A 16,352-nucleotide genomic window follows, 5' to 3' on the forward strand; every position below is an offset into this window, starting at 1 on the left:
CGCTCCAAAAGCGTTTCAATCACAAAGGCGCGCGGATAGATCTTTCAAAGTGTGGTCCAATTGCAAATTGCTCATCTCCACATCATCCCGCGACAGAGTCAGCACCACAATTTAAAAGGAGCTGTTGGCTCCTGGATGATCGGGCACATCCTTCAGGCTCGTTGCGACGGGTCTGGCGCTGCGAGACCTATACGCCACTGATAAGGCGGCGGTGTGCCCATCCTGCGGATGGCGGAGGCCCTGTTCGGCCTGCCGTCCGGCGAAGCAAGCTATGGTTTTTTCACGGGTGAGATCGTCATCCTGCCCTGCGTGGTGGGAGACGATATCGGGACTGTGCCCAAAGGGCTGCTCAGCTGGCGGCAAGACGGTATCTCCGGCCTGGAGGATGCCGGTCCGATGCGGTTTCGCTATGCCCAATCGGACTATTTCGCCCAGACGAAGAGCCAGATCGGCCTTGTGTCGGCGGCGTCCGACCAGGGCGCCGCTCATGCGAGGCTGGAAGCGCGATCGATCGGCGAAAACGAAGCGCTCATAGACATCGTCGTGACATTGGGCGAGAAGTTTCGGATCGATCTCGGGCAGGCCCTGCGCGGCCACCGCTTCGCTTATCGCCCGGCGGTTGAAACCTATGCCGTTCGCTTCGCCGAGCCCAGTGACGAAGCGCCGGTCACGCACCCGCTTTCGGACCTGTTGTCGCTTCCCGAGATCGCAACAGCCGACAGCGGAATCCATATTATCCAACTCCCGGACGATCCGCTTGCCAGCCTTGCGATCCTGGGCAAGATCTATCTGGAAAACACCATCATAAGGGGTGAGGCATCCTGGGACGAAGTGGGACGATCGGGCAAGAAATATGGCGCCCGCTTTGTTCTGCAGCATCGAAGCGCGCTCGAATCCCGATGATCGTCTCGGCAGCAAAGAGCAGAAAGAAGATGCCGTGCAATATTATAGGCTGGTATCCGGCGATACCCAAGCGTTCGCTTCAGCCGCGATTCCGACAATGTCGTATCGAGAACTTCCTGATGAAGGATTGGTCGCGGAGATCCTGACCGCAGCCCTTTATGGAACCGTTCCGCCTTCTGCCATAAAGTCTTGAGCGGGGCCAACGGCGCGGAGGCCTAAAACAGCTTACAACGATGTTCCAATCCTATATTCGCGCGCAAAAGGCACATGTTAACCAGCCCGAGTAGCCAGCTCATTTGTGGACTGCGGCGAGAGGCGACGAGAAACCACTTGGTATCCACCTCAATCTGACTGCCGGAATCAAACTTCTGCCGTCTTACTCGCCTTGGCCAGAGACGCTACGACATCAAGCAGCATATTCGCCCCCGCGACCAAGTCTGTATCGTGCGTCTTTTCTTTCGGATTGTGGCTTATTCCTCCGATGCTGGGTACGAATATCATGGCTGAGGGAGCCATACGCGCGATCATCTGCGCATCGTGACCCGCGCCGGAGGTCATGCGTCTGCATGTATGACCTCGACGGCTTGCCGCGGCTTCGACCAATTCTACAATCTGCCGGTCAAACTTGACGGGCTCAAATCGGGCAAGGCGTTCGACCTCGATCAAAACGTCTTCGTCTCTGGCGACCTTTGCCAGGAACGCCTCCAGCGCCGCCTCCTCTTCCCTGAGGCGATCTTCGTCAGGATCACGGAGATCAACGGTGAAGACCGCGCGTGACGGAATGACGTTGATCGCATTCGGTTCGAAAGTCATGCACCCCACCGTCGCGACAGTGGGAGTGTTCGAGCTCCGGGCACGATCCCTGAGAAACGTGATCACGCGGGCTGCGGCGTGACCAGCATCGCGCCGCATGGAGATGGGAGTCGTTCCCGCATGATTCGCATCACCATTGACCGTCACACGCTGCCAGGAGATTCCCTGCAGGTTTTCGACGGCACCGATCTGTATTCCTTCACGCTCGAGTACCGGACCTTGCTCGATATGAAGCTCAATGTAAGCATGGGGTTGGATGAACCCTGGTTCCATGTCTCCATCGTAGCCGATACGGCGAAGCTCGTTACCCAAGATGGCGCCGTCGATACCCGTGGTGGCAAGGGCAACGTCCACATCAAGACCTCCCGCGTAGACAAGCGAGCCCATCATATCCGGTGCAAATCGCACACCTTCCTCATTGGTGAATGCTGCGACAACGATAGGGCAATCCGGCCGAAACCCGCTCTCTTTCAGCGTCGCGATGATTTCGAGACCCGCAAGCACGCCATAGCAGCCGTCATAGATGCCCGCATCAATAACGGTGTCGATATGAGACCCAAGCATGAGCGGTGCGTTATCGGCGACACCTTCCGGCCGCCAGATGCCGAAGATATTGCCAATGCGGTCGACGGCCACCTCGATCCCGGTTTCCTTGAGCCATGCAACAAACTGATCGCGACCTAGCTTTTCGGTATCCGATGCCGCGAGACGGGCAAGCCTGCCATCTGCGCCGCGTCCGATCTCGCCGAGTCTCTGAAGTCGGCCGAGAAGGCGCTCGTCATTGACGGAAAGACTGTTCATCGGGGTATGGCTCCTTGTGGCTGAAATTGCACCTTCCTGTTGGCGCCATAATAATTCGGAGCGCTGTAAATTTGCGCTGATTTTTCAAGGTCGGCTTGCAACTTTGTATCGTCAGACCGCCAATCGCGAACTTTTGATGCGTCGGATCGTCGTCAACCCAATGGGATTGACAGCCCCACTTTGACGCGATCCATCGCCACGAATGTCCGGAAATGCTTCACGTTGTTGTTCTGGAAGAAAAGGCGCCGGGTCAACGCTTCATAGTCGCTCATCGATCTCACCGAGATCACCAGCATGAAGTCTGCCTCTCCCGTGACATAGTAGCATTGCTGTACCTCAGGCGCCGCCACGAACGAGCGCTTCGCCATTTCGTAAAGGTCGGTCCTCTCGCTCTCCATCGCGACCTGCGCGAAGAGAATGATCGGCTGCCCCACCTTCGCCGGATCGACGATGGACACGTTCGCCTGAATGACACCCGTATCCTCGAGCCGCTTGATCCTGCGCTGCACCGCGGGGGCGGAAAGGTTTACCAGTTCCGCGATCTTGCGTTGGGACATCTTATTGTCGCGCTGGAGAAGATTGAGGATCGCCTTATCCGTCCGATCAAGCGTGATTTCATCGTCTGTGGAATTTTCGCTCATTTTGACCCCGTTTAAGTAGGCATTTCATCAGAAACAGGCGCAAGTTTAAGCGCAAATTCGATCTCGAATGCAATATATATTCATTAACATTTTCCTGACGAGTGGACTGAGAGATGCTTCTGCTGAACGAAAACGCAGACTACCGGACGAAGTTGGATCCGATCGACGCGGAAACCTTGAGCCTTGCTGCTGCATTGGAGGTCGAACGCTTCCTCAACCATCGGGAAGGACATAAGGAGACGCCGCTGGTGGCGCTCCCCGGGCTGGCACGAGAGCTTGGTGTCGCCTCGATCCACATCAAGGACGAAGGTCACCGCCTGGGACTCGGGAGTTTCAAGGCACTCGGCGGCTCGTATGCGGTCATCCGTCTTGTCCTCGAAGAGGCTGCACGCGAATTCGGCAGGGACGTGGATATTTCGGAGCTGCATACTCCTGAAGTCAGAGCGGTCGCGCGCAAGCTTACGGTAGCCTGCGCGACAGACGGTAACCATGGAAGATCCGTGGCTCAGGGTGCCCAGCTTGTCGGTGCAAACTGTGCGATCTTTGTCCATTCCGGTGTCAGCGCCGAGCGCATAGCAGCCATCGCTCGTTTCGGAGCAAAGATCATCAGCGTCGATGGAAACTACGACGGCTCCGTCGCCGAGGCATCTCGCGTCGCTGCCGCTGAAGGATGGCAGACGGTCTCCGATACCTCCTGGCCTGGCTACGAAAGAATCCCCGGTTTCGTCATGCAGGGTTACACGGCCCTTCTAAGGGAGGCCGTCCGGCAGATACCGCAACCCCCGACGCATGTCTTCGTCCAATCGGGCGTGGGTGGCATCGCCGCAGCCGTCGCCGGTTACTTCTCGCTCCTTTACGGCGACGACCGCCCCATCCTCACAGTTGTCGATCCGTCTCGTGCGGCATGCTTGGTCGAGAGCGCCCGGGCTGGAAGGGCCGTCAAGATCCAGCATGGCGAACCGACGGTCATGGCGATGCTTGAGTGCTATGAGCCCTCGCTTGTCGCCTGGAGAATCCTTTCTCGCTGTGCCGACGCCTTCATGACCGTCGATGAAGACGACGCTGTCGGCGCAATGCGCCGGCTCGCCGACCCGGAAGGCGGAGATCCAGCAATCGTCTCGGGCGAAAGCGGCGGTGTCGGCCTTGCCGCCCTCATCAAGGTGTCGGCAGAACAGGATCTGCGCTCCAAGCTCAAGCTCGGCAAGGACAGCCGCGTGCTGCTGATCAATACAGAGGGTGCGACCGATCCCGCGCTCTACGAAAAGCTTGTTGGGGCGTCACCGGAAAATGTGGCCGCCCGGTCCAACACTCAGATGGCAGGAGCACGGGGATGACTGATCTACAGAAGCTCCACGAAGAGACGACCGGATGGAGGCATGACATCCATCAACACCCGGAGTTCGGGTTCGAAGAGAAGCGCACATCCGCATTCGTCGCATCGAAGCTTCGTGAATTCGGACTCGACGTTGCGGAGGGTCTCGGAGGAACGGGCGTTGTTGGAACATTGACGCGTGGGACCAGCAATCGGTCAATCGCGCTCCGTGCGGATATGGACGCCCTGCGCATAACCGAGCAAAGCGATTTGCCCTACAGATCTGCCAATCCGGGCGTCATGCACGCCTGCGGCCATGATGGTCATACGACCATGCTGTTGGGTGCTGCCAAGTATCTGGCCTCAGAAGGCGGTTTCGACGGCACGGTCCGCTTTATCTTCCAGCCCGCCGAAGAATGGGGCAGAGGCGCGCTCTCGATGCTCGAAGATGGATTGATGGACCGCTTTCCATTTGAGGAAATCTACGGGATCCACAACATGCCCGGCGTTCCGGTCGGCGTGCTGCAGACCAAGCCGGGCGCGATGATGTCGGCCGAGGACAACTTCGAGATCGTTCTTCACGGTGTCGGAGGCCATGCCGCCCGTCCCCACTGGGGCAATGAGGTGCTGGTAGCTGCGTGTGCGATAGTTACGAACCTTCAGACGATCGTCTCGCGAAGGATCAGCCCGACGGATATTGCGGTGGTCTCCGTGACCGAACTCCTCACGGACGGCACGCGAAACGCACTCCCGGGCATGGCACGGATCCTCGGGGACGCCCGAAGCTTCAAGCCCGAAATCAGCCAGTCAATCGAGAGGCAGATGCGCATCATCGCGGAGGCCACTGCGGCGGCCTACAATGTGACCGCGGACGTTAAATACACGCGTGAATTCGTTCCGCTCATCAACGATACAGAACTGGTGCAGGAGGTGTTTGCGGCTGCGAGAACCATCCTTCCCGCGGATAATGTCATTGAGGTCGCAGAGCCTGTCACTTCCTCCGAAGATTTTGCGCATTTTCTGAGCCACGTACCCGGTTGCTTTATGAATCTTGGCAACGGTGAAACGTCCGCTCCCCTTCACAATCCCAACTTCGACTTCAATGACGCAGGACTTATCCATGGCGTCAGAACCCATGTCGCGATCGTGCGACGTCGCCTTCCCGAGGTTCCTACATCGGAGGACGCAAATCTCCGGCTCTCGTGAACAGCAACAGGAGAGCCGAGCGAAAAGCTCTGATCTAACTCACTGTCTAAACATTCAAAAAAGGGGAATGACGATGAAGAAGCTACTTTTGGCTGCGACGATGCTTGTTGCGATCGGTACGCCGGCTTTCGCTGACATGACGATCGGCTGGGGTGGGCCGATCACGGGCGGCAGTGCCGCGGTCGGCGAACAAAACCTCAATGGCGTGAAGCAGGCACTCGAGGACATCAACGCATCGGGCGGCATCCTCGGCGAGAAGCTTGTCCTTCAAGTCGAAGACGACGCGGGCGATCCAAAGCAGGCTGTCTCCGTTGCCAATCGTCTTGCTGCAGCCGGGGCTCAGTTCGTAATCGGCCATCAGAACTCCGGGGCATCCATCCCGGCATCGGATATCTATGCCGAAAATGGCATGCTGCAGGTTACTCCTGCTTCCACGAATCCAAAGTTCACAGAGCGAGGTCTCTGGAACACGTTCCGCACCTGCGGCCGGGACGATCAGCAAGGTACGGTCGCCGGAAACTATCTGACCCAACACTTTGCCGGGAAGAATGTCTTCCTCGTCCACGACAAGACTCCTTACGGACAGGGTCTCGTCGAAGAGGTTAAAAAGACAATCAACACGGGCGGCCTGACCGAAGTTGGCTTCGAAGGAATCAACGTCGGCGAGAAGGACTTTTCAGCCCTGATCGCGAAAATTAAAGAAACCAAAGCCGACGTGATCTATTTCGGCGGGGTCTATACCGAAGGCGGACTCATTCTGCGCCAGTTGCACGATCAAGGCATCAAAATTGCGATGGTCGGTGGCGACGCGATGTTTTCCACGGAATTCGCGGCAATCACCGGCCCTGCTGGCGAAGGTACCCTGATTACATTTGGTCCGGACGCCAGCAAGAACCCGGCTGCGGCGGACGTTCTTAAGAAGTTTGCCGAGAAGAAGATCAATCCCGAAGGCTTTACGCTGTATGGATATGCAGCCATGCAGGTCATCAAGGCCGGTATAGAGGCTGCCGGCAAGGCCGATCCTCAGACTGTCGCCGACAAACTTCATAGCGGCATGTCGATCAACACCGTTATCGGCCCGCTTGCCTACACTCAAAAGGGCGATATCACTCGCCTTGATTTCGTCCTTTACGAACTCAAGAACGGCAAGTTCGAGGAACAAGCGACGAAGTAACGCTTCGCTCCGGCTCATCGGCTGTGTCTGGCGCGCATGTCAGTAACCATGCACGCCAGACACAGCCCTATCATCGCTGACATCGATAAAAAATCGAACCCTATCCAGGGCAGTGGCAGTGCATGCTTTTCTTCCGGGAGGACACCTTGGAATACTTCATTCAACAGCTCTTCAACGGGCTGACCCTCGGGTCGATCTATGGCCTCATCGCCATCGGATATACGATGGTCTACGGCATCATCGGTATGATCAACTTCGCCCATGGCGACATCTTCATGCTCGGTGGTTTTGCCGCGATGATCGTCTTCCTCGTGCTCACTTCGGTTTTCGCAGGCCTGCCGGTAGCAGTCGTGCTGCTGGCGATGCTCGTGGTCGCGATGCTCACAACCAGCCTCTGGAACTGGACGATCGAGCGCGTCGCCTATCGACCGCTTCGAGGATCGTTTCGGCTGGCTCCGCTCATCACCGCAATCGGCATGTCGATCGTCGTCTCGAACTTCATCCAGGTCGTGCAAGGGCCGCGCAACAAGCCGATCCCGCAGCTTATTGGCGATGTCTACCATATCGGCGCGATCACCGTATCACTGAAGCAGATCATTATCATCGCCCTGACCTCGCTGCTTCTCGTCGTCTTCTGGTACATCGTCAACAAGACTGCACTCGGCCGCGCTCAACGCGCCACCGAACAGGATCGCAAGATGGCGGCACTTCTCGGAATCGACGTTGACCGCACGATCTCCGTCACCTTCATCATGGGCGCGGCACTCGCTGCCGTCGGCGGCACGATGTTTCTGGTTTACTATGGTGTGGCCAATTTCACCGACGGCTTTGTTCCAGGCGTGAAAGCATTCACGGCCGCCGTCCTGGGTGGCATCGGCTCGCTACCGGGCGCGGTCCTCGGTGGCCTCCTGATCGGCCTCATCGAGTCTCTTTGGTCGGCCTATTTCACAATCGACTACAAAGATGTCGCGACATTCGCAATCCTGGCTTTCGTCCTGATCTTCAAGCCGACCGGCATCTTGGGGCGGCCGGAAGTCGAGAAGGTATAAGGTCATGCAACACACATTGCGCCCCACCACCATCAAGCGCAGCGACGGGCTCGTATTAAGAGGCATCCGTGAGGGTGTCTTCGCTGGCCTCATCTCGCTCGGGCTCTTTGTCCTCTACATTGGCCTTGGCACCCAGCAGAACATGAGCAACCAGTTGATCCTTGTCCAACGTTGGGGTCTTCTTGGGATATTCGTCGCGGTCGCCGCAGTCGGTCGCTTCGCCATGGTTGCTTTCATCCAGCCCAGCATCGACAAGCGGAAGTTGGCCAAGGCGAAACGCGACGAGCAGGAACTCTCAACGGGCCAGAGCTTCTTCCGGCAGCATTTCCTGAAGATCGCACTCGTTACACTTCTGCTCTACCCGATGGTTATCTACGCACTCGTCGGCGCTCAAGGCTCGTTGAAATGGGTCGACAACTTTGGAATACAGATCCTCATCTACGTCATGCTCGCCTGGGGCCTGAACATCGTCGTCGGTCTCGCGGGTTTGCTCGATCTCGGCTACGTCGCATTCTATGCTGTCGGCGCATATTCCTACGCCCTTCTTTCCAGCTACTTCGGCCTATCTTTCTGGCTGCTGCTGCCGCTCTCCGGAATCTTTGCTGCTCTCTGGGGTATGGCCCTTGGGTTTCCGGTGCTGCGTCTGCGCGGCGACTATCTGGCGATCGTGACACTTGCCTTCGGCGAGATCATCCGCCTCGTCCTCATGAACTGGACGGAGGTCACCAAGGGCACCTTCGGCGTCTCCGGCATTCCGAAGGCAACACTCTTTGGCATTCCTTTTGACGCCTCTGCGGGCGGATTTGCCAAGCTCCTCGGTCTGCCTATTTCGGCCGCTTACTACAAGATTTTTCTCTTCTATCTGATCCTAGCGCTTTGTCTTCTCACGGCTTACGTCACAATCCGGCTTCGTCGGATGCCCATCGGCCGCGCTTGGGAAGCGCTGCGCGAGGATGAGATCGCCTGTCGCTCGCTCGGCATCAACACGGTCACGACCAAGCTCACGGCTTTCGCAACCGGTGCGATGTTTGGCGGCTTTGCGGGGGCTTTCTTTGCAGCCCGCCAAGGCTTTGTCTCTCCCGAGTCCTTCGTATTCATGGAATCGGCGGTAATCCTGGCGATTGTCGTTCTCGGCGGCATGGGGTCGCTGACGGGCATCGCGATCGCCGCGATCGTCATGATCGGCGGTACGGAACTGCTCCGGGAAATGGCATTCCTGAAGGCCGTCTTCGGTCAGGACTTCACACCTGAGCTCTATCGCATGCTGCTCTTCGGTCTAGCCATGGTCATCGTCATGCTGTTCAAGCCTCGAGGGTTTGTCGGCTCGCGGGAACCAACCGCCTTCCTGAAGGAACGCAAGGCGGTGTCCGGAAGCTTTACCAAGGAAGGACACGGCTAATGTCGAGCGATACCCTGCTCAAGGTCGAGCACCTGTCGATGAGGTTTGGGGGACTGATGGCCATCAGCGACCTGTCCTTCGAGGCCCGACGTGGCGAAATCACAGCGCTGATCGGCCCAAATGGTGCGGGCAAGACCACCGTTTTCAACTGTATCACCGGATTCTACAAGCCGACGATGGGTATGATCACACTCACCCGGAAGACCGGCAAGCAGCATCTGCTGGAGCGGCTACCGGACTTTCGCATTACTCGTGAAGCCAAGGTCGCCCGTACTTTCCAGAATATTCGTCTATTCTCAGGCCTCACGGTTTTGGAAAATCTCTTGGTTGCTCAGCACAATGAACTGATGCGTGCCTCGGGATACACGATCCTCGGCCTGCTTGGGATTGGAGCCTACAATCGCGCGTCTGCGGCCGCCATCGAGCGCGCCAAGCATTGGCTGGAAAGGGCCGATCTCATCGATCGTGCCGATGATCCCGCGGGCGATCTATCGTACGGCGCTCAGCGCCGCCTGGAAATTGCCCGCGCTATGTGCACAGGCCCAGAACTGCTCTGCCTGGACGAGCCGGCCGCAGGCCTGAACCCTCGAGAATCCCTGGCTCTCAACGGGCTGCTGCAGGGCATTCGCGCCGAGACGGGCACATCGATTCTGCTCATCGAGCATGACATGTCGGTTGTCATGGAAATTTCCGACCACGTCGTCGTTCTCGAATACGGTCAGAAGATCTCCGACGGCACGCCTGAGCATGTGAAAAACGACCCGAAGGTCATCGCAGCCTATCTGGGGGTCGAGGACGAAGAAGTCGAAGCGGTTATTGCGACTGTAGAAGGGGGCATACTTTGATGGCCGGGAAACAGCTTCTCAAGATTCAGGGGGTCGAAACATATTATGGCAACATTCGCGCCCTGGCGGGGGTCGATGTCGAGGTCCGTGAAGGCGAGATCGTCAGCCTGATCGGCGCGAACGGAGCAGGCAAGTCGACACTGATGATGACGATCTGCGGCAGTCCACATGCGCGCAGCGGGTCGATCGTGTTCAACGGCACAGACATCACGCACATGCCGACGCATGAGATCGCCCGTCTCCGGATCAGCCAGTCGCCGGAAGGCCGCCGCATTTTCCCACGGATGACTGTGACTGAGAACCTGCAGATGGGAGCCGGGCTCGACAATCTCAAATTCTTCAGGGAGGACGTCGCAAGGGTATTTGCGATATTCCCGCGCCTGAAGGAGCGTCAGCACCAGCGGGCGGGAACCATGTCAGGCGGCGAGTTGCAGATGCTTTCGATCGCCCGCGCATTGATGGCGCGACCGAAGCTCCTGCTTCTCGACGAACCGTCGCTCGGTCTCGCACCGCTTATCGTCAAGGGCATTTTCGAGCAAATCAAGAAGCTCAACGAACAGGAGGGCCTGACAGTCTTCCTCGTCGAGCAGAATGCGTTTGCAGCCCTCAAGCTCTCACATCGCGCCTACGTCATGGTGAATGGCAAGGTCACGATGAGCGGTTCGGGCAAAAATCTTCTCGCCGATCCGGAAGTTCGCGCAGCCTACCTTGAAGGCGGACGGCACTAGGAAAGAGACAAGGATACGGACATGCAAGGACTATTCTTCGAACCGGACGCAGGTGTCCATCTGATCATCCGCGGCTTTGTCGTTCTCCTCGGCTTGTGGACGGCCTGGCGCGCTGGCAAGGCGGTGGCGGACGCTTGGAGCAGCTATCCTCTTGTACTCTGCCACACCTTTCTCATCGTCTGGGTAATGCAATTCCTCCATCACGCGCTGTTCAGCGGCCCGATGCTCAGCGTATCTTTTTACTTCATTGATTTTGCACTGCTGCTCGTTTTCTCGACGGCGGGATTCCGATTCCGTCGCACCAGCCAGATAGTCAACAATTACTATTGGCTGTACGAAAAGACATCTGCCTTTTCATGGCGCGCCAAGGTCTAAGTACCTTCAAATGGAAGCAACGACGTAGAGTTTTTGCTTTCCATACGTTCTAAGAGAGACTCATCAATGACATTCGATCAAGTTCTTCTTGCTGCCGCCGCATTCGGTGCAGGAGTCCTCAATTCGATCGCCGGAGGTGGAACATTCCTGACCTTCCCGGCTTTGGTCTATACCGGCGTGCCTGTCGTTGCGGCCAACGCCACGAGCGCTGTCGCGGTGTTCCCCGGGTATCTGGGCGCGATTGGTGGTTTTCGCAAAGAGATTACGCAATTCGAGCGGAGCAGGTTGATGAAAATTACTTTGCTGACGATAGTGGGAGGACTCGTTGGATCTCTGCTGCTCCTGGTGTCCTCAAACCAGGCTTTCTCCGTTGTGGTTCCTTTTCTTCTGGCCATGGCGACCCTGGCTTTCGCCTTCGGCGGCCATATCAGACGATGGTTAGCAGATCACAGCGACAGTTATTCCAACAGCCCGCTGAGTATAGTGTTCGTCGCGGTCTATGGCGGCTATTTCAATGGTGGACTCGGGATCGTACTGCTCGCGCTATTCTCGCTCTGGGGAATGCGTGATCTGAACCTGATGAATGGGCTAAAGAACCTTGTCTCCTTCATCATATCGGCAATCTCGGTGGCGACGTTCGCCGCGGCGGGGATTGTCGCCTGGCAGCCGGCGATTTTGATGGCAGTCGCGGCAGTACTTGGCGGCTACATGGGTGCCCCGCTCGCAAGGGTTCTCCCGGTCACCGTTGTCCGGACTATCGTGATCTTGGTTGGATCCGTTCTCAGCGTCGTTTTCTTCCACCGGGCGTTCTTCGCGATCGGATAGGAGAAACATGGATCCACCGTGCCAACACTCACGTCGCAATCGCGATCTCGTCATCGGCTCAAGCCAGCAGCGCGGCTTCCTTCATTCAATCATATCCCATGTCCGATTCCACCAGCACTCAGGTGGCAGCAAATCTTCCCATAGCGGCGAAGACGAGCGGAATGCGGATACCGAGCACAGATCGAAGTTTCCAATATCCTAAGCCACTGCTTGCGCCCCGGTGATCTCAACCAGAGAGCCGCAGATGAAGGCAGCCTCGTCTGACGCCAGGAATGCAACCAATGCGGCAACTTCCTCGGGCTTGCCGATGCGCCCAAAGGGCACGAGCTTGTCCAGGTCCGCAATCGTGCGGCCAGACCGCCTTATGCCCGCTTCCAGCATTGGCGTATGGATTTCGCCCGGGCAAACTGCGTTGACCCGGACCTTGTCTGGCGCATAGTCGCGAGCCAGATTCTGGGTGAATGCCGCAACGGCTGCCTTCGTCGTGTTGTAGGCAATGTGGTTCGGTGCTGGATAGAGCCCCCATTGCGAAGCCGTGTTGACGATCGCCCCGCCCCCGGCCGCAATCATGTGCGGAAGTACGGCACGGCATATGTGGAACATCGAATCGAGATTGACGGTGAAGCTGATGTCCCAATCCTCATCCGACAAGGACAGCAGATTGCCGCGTCGGTTGATGCCGGCATTGTTCACGAGGATATCGACACGATCCTGCAAGCCAAACGCCTGCTCCACGAGATTGAAGCACGCGTCCTTCCTTGCAATATCCGCCGCAATCATCGTCGCAGTGCCTCCCTCGGCCTTGATACCGTCAACGACCTGATTAGCGGCTTCGGCGTTCACGTCCGTCACGACGACGAGTGCCCCTTCGCTCGACAGCCGCCTGGCGATGGCCGAGCCGATCCCTCCGCCTGCTCCCGTAACGATCGCAACCTTGCCCTCAAAACGCTTCATGGGAATCATCTCCATTTATCGAATATAGCTTCCGCCGTTGACATCGAGCGTCGCCCCGTTCAGCGATGACTGGCTCGGGCGCAGGACGAATGCGACGAGTTCAGCCACTTCCGACGGCGTGGCCATTTCGCCGATCGGAATATCCGCAACGGCGGCGGCCTTCCCGTGCGCGGCGATGAAATCTTCCGCCATCTCCGTACGCACCCAGCCGGGAGCGATCGCGACCGCGGTCACGCCTTCACCGCCGAAACTGCGAGCGATCGACTTCGTCAGATTGACGAGTGCCGCCTTGGTCGCCCCATAGGGCATCGCATCGGCTGCGTAACCGCGCTGTCCGGCCCGGCTGGCGATGTTGACGATACGGCCACCGCCATTTGCCCTGAAGTGAAGGATCGCCTCCTTGCAAAGGTCGGCTGCACCGAAAAAATTGATCTGAAACTCCCTCTGCCACGCCGCTCGCCAATCGGCCTGCGAGGCATTGATGGACACCTCCGTCCGAGTGCCGGCATTGTTGACGAGCCCGTTCACACATCCGGCAAGGTCGACCGCCCCTCGCCAGAGTTCGAACGGCCCTTCCGCCGTAGAGAGATCGGCCTGGAGGATCCAGCCGTGACCGCCGATGCGCGCCAGCAAGGCTTCCGCCCCTGCCTTGTCTCGGCCGAAGTGAATGATCGGTCTTGCGCCTTCTGCAGCAAGCCGCTCGACAATCGCGGCACCTATTCCGCCGGATGCCCCGGTAACCAATACGGTCTGTCCTTCAAGTGATCTCTCCATGATTGCCTCTCACCGCAACAGGTCGACCTGCGGTCCCCATGTATCGGAGAGCGCGAAGCCGGCCACGAATGGATCGTCTTCCGAAAAGCGCAGTTGCGAGCGGCCATAGACATAGCCGCGGCCGGTGATGCGGGGAAGGATCGCCTTGCGGCCGCCGACATGCGTTTCGCCGATCACCTCGGCCTTGAACTCCCCTCCAATGATCGAACGCGATGTGCGGATATCTCCGACCGAGACGGCGCCTCTTGCGTAAAGGGCGGCAAGATTGGCGGAGCTACCGGTCCCGCAGGGCGAGCGATCGACGCGGCCGGGCTGCAGCGTCGTGCAGGTTCGAACGGCCCTGTCTGGCTCCAGGTCACGGAACATGACATAGGCAATCTCGGTGATGCCCGGCAGCGTCGGGTGAGCGACCTTGATCTGCTCCCCCACCAGGCGCTTCAGCTCGATGCCGGCTTCAGCCAGCGCGCGCGCATTTCCCGATTCTATTTTGAGCCCGATCTGGTTCACATCGACCAGCGCATAGTAAACGCCGCCGAAGGCGACATCGATCTCGATCCGTCCCCAGGCAGGCGTTTCGATGTCGTGGTCGAGCAATTCCGCGAAACTTGGCACATTGTCGAGGCTCACGCCGAGACAACGGCCGCTTTCGCACCATGCGCGGGCGACGATCAGACCGGCCGGGGTGTCCAGCCGAACCACGGTTTCCGGCTCGCGCATCGATATACGGCCGCTTTCCAGAAGAGCCGTGACCACACAGATGCAGTTGCTGCCTGACATGGGATGCGCACGGTCGGCCTGCAGCACAATGAATCCGGCGTCGGCGTCGGAGCGCGTCGGAGCGACGAGCAGGTTGACGGACATGGCGACATTGGCGCGCGGCTCGAAAGTGACGAAACGCCTGAGACTATCGTCGACCGTATTGATGTGGTTCATCTTGTCGAGCATCGTTCCGCCGGGAATGTCAGGAGCACCGTCAACGAGGACGTGGCCAAGCTCGCCCTGGCAGTGAACGAGCAGCAATTCGAGAGATCTGTCGAAACGCATCCGATCGCGCCTTTACTTGATGTACCAGCCCCAAGGCTTATCGGTGACATATTTGGTGATCTGCTTGGTCTCGAGATAGTTTTCGAGACCCCAGCGGCCGAGCTCGCGGCCGATCCCGGATTCCTTGTAGCCACCCCATGGCGCCTCGGTGAAGGTGGGCTGGGAGCAATTGATCCAGACGATGCCTGCCCGGAAGGCTGCCGCGACGCGCTCGGCACGAGCGTCTTCCTTCGACATGACGGCGGCAGCCAGACCGAAACGGGAATCGTTTGCAAGCTCGATCGCTTCCTCTTCGGTCTCGAAGGGCCGGATGCACACGACGGGGCCGAATATCTCCTCAACCCAGGCGTCGCTGTCGAGCGGAACATCCGTCAATATTGTCGGGCGAAGATAATAACCTTTGTCGAACCCTTCCGGCCGCGTTCCACCGCATGCGACAGTCGCTCCTGCCCTCCGAGCGCTCTCGATCGCGGCAACGATCTGCTCGTACTGGCGCTTGGAAACCAGCGGCCCCAGCAGGGTACCCTCTTCCAGGCCGTTTCCGATCTTGATCTTATTAGTTTCCTCGATCAGGCGCGCAAGAAGGCGCTGGTAAATGGCCTTCTGCACGAGAACGCGCGACGTTGCCGAGCAAACCTGGCCCTGGTTCCAGAAGATGCCGAACATGATCCATTCCACCGCCTCGTCGATATCGGCATCTTCGAACACGACGAATGGCGACTTGCCGCCGAGCTCAAGGCTCACTCGCTTGATGTCACGGGCAGCCGCAGCCATGATCTTGGAGCCAACGGGGCCTGAGCCGGTGAACGCCAGCTTGTCGACGCCCTTGTGGTCGATGATGGCCTGTCCGGCGATCGAACCAGAGCCGGTAAGGATGTTCAGGACACCCGGAGGTAGCCCAGCCTCATCGGCGATGGCGGCGAGCTCCAACGCGGTCAGCGACGTCAGCTCGGCGGGCTTGAGAACGACCGTGCAACCCGCGGCCAGAGCGGGAGCAACCTTCCAGGCGGCCATCAGCAACGGATAGTTCCAGGGAATGATCGCACCCGCAACGCCGATGGGCTCCTTGACTGCCTTGGACGCAAAGCGGTCGTCGGCGAGCGTGATGATTTCCTCCGGATTGTTATCGAGCTGCTCGGCAAGGCCGGCATAGAAGTCGAAGCATCCTGCCGCATCGGCGATATCCCAGTCGGCCTCTGGGAAGGGTTTGCCGTTATCCAGAACCTCCAGTCGGGCGATGTCGGCCTGGCGGGCGCGAATACCACTGGCGATAGCCCTGAGATATTGTGCACGTCGGGCACCGGAGAGCTTCGGCCATCCATCCTTGTCGAAGGCACGGCGAGCGGCCTTCACAGCGGCATCGACATCCTCGGCGGTCGCTGCGGCGATCGTCTGCATGACCTCTTCGGTGGCCGGGTTGACGACGTCGCACGTGCCGTCCTTGATCGGCTTCACCCATCGTCCGTCGATATAGAGTTCGCTTCGCATGTTCTTCCCTCTTTCCTTGCC

16 protein-coding genes are annotated in these 16,352 nt (G+C 58.5%); 10 read left to right on the top strand and 6 right to left on the bottom strand.

What is annotated here, in order from left to right; genetic code table 11:
* The first annotated feature begins 213 nt into the window (after nucleotides 1-213).
* The gene (locus tag AC13Q5_RS24010) at nucleotides 214-903 is read left to right on the top strand and encodes a hypothetical protein (RefSeq protein WP_488503396.1); all 690 of its coding nucleotides are present in this window, start codon (nucleotides 214-216) and stop codon (nucleotides 901-903) included.
* Nucleotides 904-1,263: 360 nt separating this feature from the next.
* Here the strand turns inward: AC13Q5_RS24010 and AC13Q5_RS24015 are convergent, their stop codons facing one another.
* The gene (locus AC13Q5_RS24015) at nucleotides 1,264-2,517 is read right to left on the bottom strand and encodes an allantoate amidohydrolase (RefSeq protein ID WP_488503397.1); all 1,254 of its coding nucleotides are present in this window, start codon (nucleotides 2,515-2,517) and stop codon (nucleotides 1,264-1,266) included.
* 152 nt (nucleotides 2,518-2,669) lie between these two features.
* Nucleotides 2,670-3,158, bottom strand: coding sequence for an Lrp/AsnC family transcriptional regulator (locus AC13Q5_RS24020; protein WP_075854587.1), 489 nt, complete (start codon nucleotides 3,156-3,158; stop codon nucleotides 2,670-2,672).
* Nucleotides 3,159-3,271: 113 nt separating this feature from the next.
* Here AC13Q5_RS24020 and AC13Q5_RS24025 point away from each other — a divergent pair, with 113 nt between their 5' ends.
* From AC13Q5_RS24025 to AC13Q5_RS24065, 9 genes are all read left to right on the top strand, one after another.
* Nucleotides 3,272-4,492, top strand: coding sequence for a diaminopropionate ammonia-lyase (locus tag AC13Q5_RS24025; RefSeq protein ID WP_488503398.1), 1,221 nt, complete (start codon nucleotides 3,272-3,274; stop codon nucleotides 4,490-4,492).
* On the top strand, nucleotides 4,489-5,676 hold the full coding sequence (locus AC13Q5_RS24030; protein ID WP_488503399.1) for a M20 aminoacylase family protein: 1,188 nt from the start codon (nucleotides 4,489-4,491) through the stop codon (nucleotides 5,674-5,676). The genes AC13Q5_RS24025 and AC13Q5_RS24030 overlap by 4 nt, the downstream gene beginning before the upstream one ends.
* 73 nt (nucleotides 5,677-5,749) lie before the next feature.
* Entirely contained in the window at nucleotides 5,750-6,850 is a 1,101-nt protein-coding gene (locus AC13Q5_RS24035; protein WP_488503524.1) for a branched-chain amino acid ABC transporter substrate-binding protein, read from the top strand.
* Between the two features lie 146 nt (nucleotides 6,851-6,996).
* On the top strand, nucleotides 6,997-7,899 hold the full coding sequence (locus AC13Q5_RS24040) for a branched-chain amino acid ABC transporter permease (protein ID WP_075854765.1): 903 nt from the start codon (nucleotides 6,997-6,999) through the stop codon (nucleotides 7,897-7,899).
* Nucleotides 7,900-7,903: 4 nt separating this feature from the next.
* Nucleotides 7,904-9,298, top strand: coding sequence for a high-affinity branched-chain amino acid ABC transporter permease LivM (gene livM, locus AC13Q5_RS24045; RefSeq protein WP_075854590.1), 1,395 nt, complete (start codon nucleotides 7,904-7,906; stop codon nucleotides 9,296-9,298).
* Nucleotides 9,298-10,143 carry an ABC transporter ATP-binding protein gene (locus AC13Q5_RS24050; protein WP_488503400.1) on the top strand — a complete coding sequence of 282 codons (846 nt, stop codon included), beginning with the start codon at nucleotides 9,298-9,300 and terminating at the stop codon, nucleotides 10,141-10,143. Before livM ends, AC13Q5_RS24050 begins: the two co-directional genes overlap by 1 nt.
* The gene (locus tag AC13Q5_RS24055) at nucleotides 10,143-10,871 is read left to right on the top strand and encodes an ABC transporter ATP-binding protein (RefSeq protein ID WP_488503401.1); all 729 of its coding nucleotides are present in this window, start codon (nucleotides 10,143-10,145) and stop codon (nucleotides 10,869-10,871) included. Before AC13Q5_RS24050 ends, AC13Q5_RS24055 begins: the two co-directional genes overlap by 1 nt.
* 21 nt (nucleotides 10,872-10,892) lie before the next feature.
* Nucleotides 10,893-11,246 carry a DUF6867 family protein gene (locus tag AC13Q5_RS24060; protein ID WP_488503402.1) on the top strand — a complete coding sequence of 118 codons (354 nt, stop codon included), beginning with the start codon at nucleotides 10,893-10,895 and terminating at the stop codon, nucleotides 11,244-11,246.
* 66 nt (nucleotides 11,247-11,312) lie between these two features.
* Entirely contained in the window at nucleotides 11,313-12,071 is a 759-nt protein-coding gene (locus AC13Q5_RS24065; RefSeq protein ID WP_488503403.1) for a sulfite exporter TauE/SafE family protein, read from the top strand.
* A gap of 198 nt (nucleotides 12,072-12,269) precedes the next feature.
* Here AC13Q5_RS24065 and AC13Q5_RS24070 read toward each other — a convergent pair whose 3' ends face one another.
* From AC13Q5_RS24070 to AC13Q5_RS24085, 4 genes are read right to left on the bottom strand one after another with little or no spacing between them, the layout of a single operon-like run.
* Nucleotides 12,270-13,025, bottom strand: coding sequence for an SDR family NAD(P)-dependent oxidoreductase (locus AC13Q5_RS24070; protein ID WP_488503404.1), 756 nt, complete (start codon nucleotides 13,023-13,025; stop codon nucleotides 12,270-12,272).
* 15 nt (nucleotides 13,026-13,040) lie between these two features.
* Entirely contained in the window at nucleotides 13,041-13,799 is a 759-nt protein-coding gene (locus AC13Q5_RS24075; protein ID WP_488503405.1) for an SDR family NAD(P)-dependent oxidoreductase, read from the bottom strand.
* A gap of 9 nt (nucleotides 13,800-13,808) precedes the next feature.
* Nucleotides 13,809-14,843, bottom strand: a complete 1,035-nt coding sequence (locus tag AC13Q5_RS24080) for a proline racemase family protein (RefSeq protein WP_488503406.1) — start codon at nucleotides 14,841-14,843, stop codon at nucleotides 13,809-13,811.
* Nucleotides 14,844-14,855: 12 nt separating this feature from the next.
* Nucleotides 14,856-16,331 (bottom strand): aldehyde dehydrogenase family protein, encoded by a 1,476-nt coding sequence (locus AC13Q5_RS24085; RefSeq protein ID WP_488503407.1) that lies wholly within the window; start codon nucleotides 16,329-16,331, stop codon nucleotides 14,856-14,858.
* Between the last annotated feature and the right edge of the window lie 21 nt (nucleotides 16,332-16,352).

Source organism: Martinezella sp. CNPSo 3964 (genome assembly GCF_057784375.1).

What these genes read in the sequence shown, in the direction of transcription:
- AC13Q5_RS24080 (WP_488503406.1), bottom strand. Translation starts at nt 14,843, where the DNA reads ATGCGTTTCGACAGATCTCTCGAATTGCTGCTCGTTCACTGCCAGGGC.
- AC13Q5_RS24055 (WP_488503401.1), top strand. Translation starts at nt 10,143, where the DNA reads ATGGCCGGGAAACAGCTTCTCAAGATTCAGGGGGTCGAAACATATTAT.
- AC13Q5_RS24025 (WP_488503398.1), top strand. Translation starts at nt 3,272, where the DNA reads ATGCTTCTGCTGAACGAAAACGCAGACTACCGGACGAAGTTGGATCCG.
- AC13Q5_RS24075 (WP_488503405.1), bottom strand. Translation starts at nt 13,799, where the DNA reads ATGGAGAGATCACTTGAAGGACAGACCGTATTGGTTACCGGGGCATCC.
- AC13Q5_RS24035 (WP_488503524.1), top strand. Translation starts at nt 5,750, where the DNA reads ATGAAGAAGCTACTTTTGGCTGCGACGATGCTTGTTGCGATCGGTACG.
- AC13Q5_RS24060 (WP_488503402.1), top strand. Translation starts at nt 10,893, where the DNA reads ATGCAAGGACTATTCTTCGAACCGGACGCAGGTGTCCATCTGATCATC.
- AC13Q5_RS24020 (WP_075854587.1), bottom strand. Translation starts at nt 3,158, where the DNA reads ATGAGCGAAAATTCCACAGACGATGAAATCACGCTTGATCGGACGGAT.
- AC13Q5_RS24085 (WP_488503407.1), bottom strand. Translation starts at nt 16,331, where the DNA reads ATGCGAAGCGAACTCTATATCGACGGACGATGGGTGAAGCCGATCAAG.
- AC13Q5_RS24030 (WP_488503399.1), top strand. Translation starts at nt 4,489, where the DNA reads ATGACTGATCTACAGAAGCTCCACGAAGAGACGACCGGATGGAGGCAT.
- AC13Q5_RS24070 (WP_488503404.1), bottom strand. Translation starts at nt 13,025, where the DNA reads ATGAAGCGTTTTGAGGGCAAGGTTGCGATCGTTACGGGAGCAGGCGGA.
- AC13Q5_RS24065 (WP_488503403.1), top strand. Translation starts at nt 11,313, where the DNA reads ATGACATTCGATCAAGTTCTTCTTGCTGCCGCCGCATTCGGTGCAGGA.
- AC13Q5_RS24050 (WP_488503400.1), top strand. Translation starts at nt 9,298, where the DNA reads ATGTCGAGCGATACCCTGCTCAAGGTCGAGCACCTGTCGATGAGGTTT.
- livM (WP_075854590.1), top strand. Translation starts at nt 7,904, where the DNA reads ATGCAACACACATTGCGCCCCACCACCATCAAGCGCAGCGACGGGCTC.
- AC13Q5_RS24015 (WP_488503397.1), bottom strand. Translation starts at nt 2,517, where the DNA reads ATGAACAGTCTTTCCGTCAATGACGAGCGCCTTCTCGGCCGACTTCAG.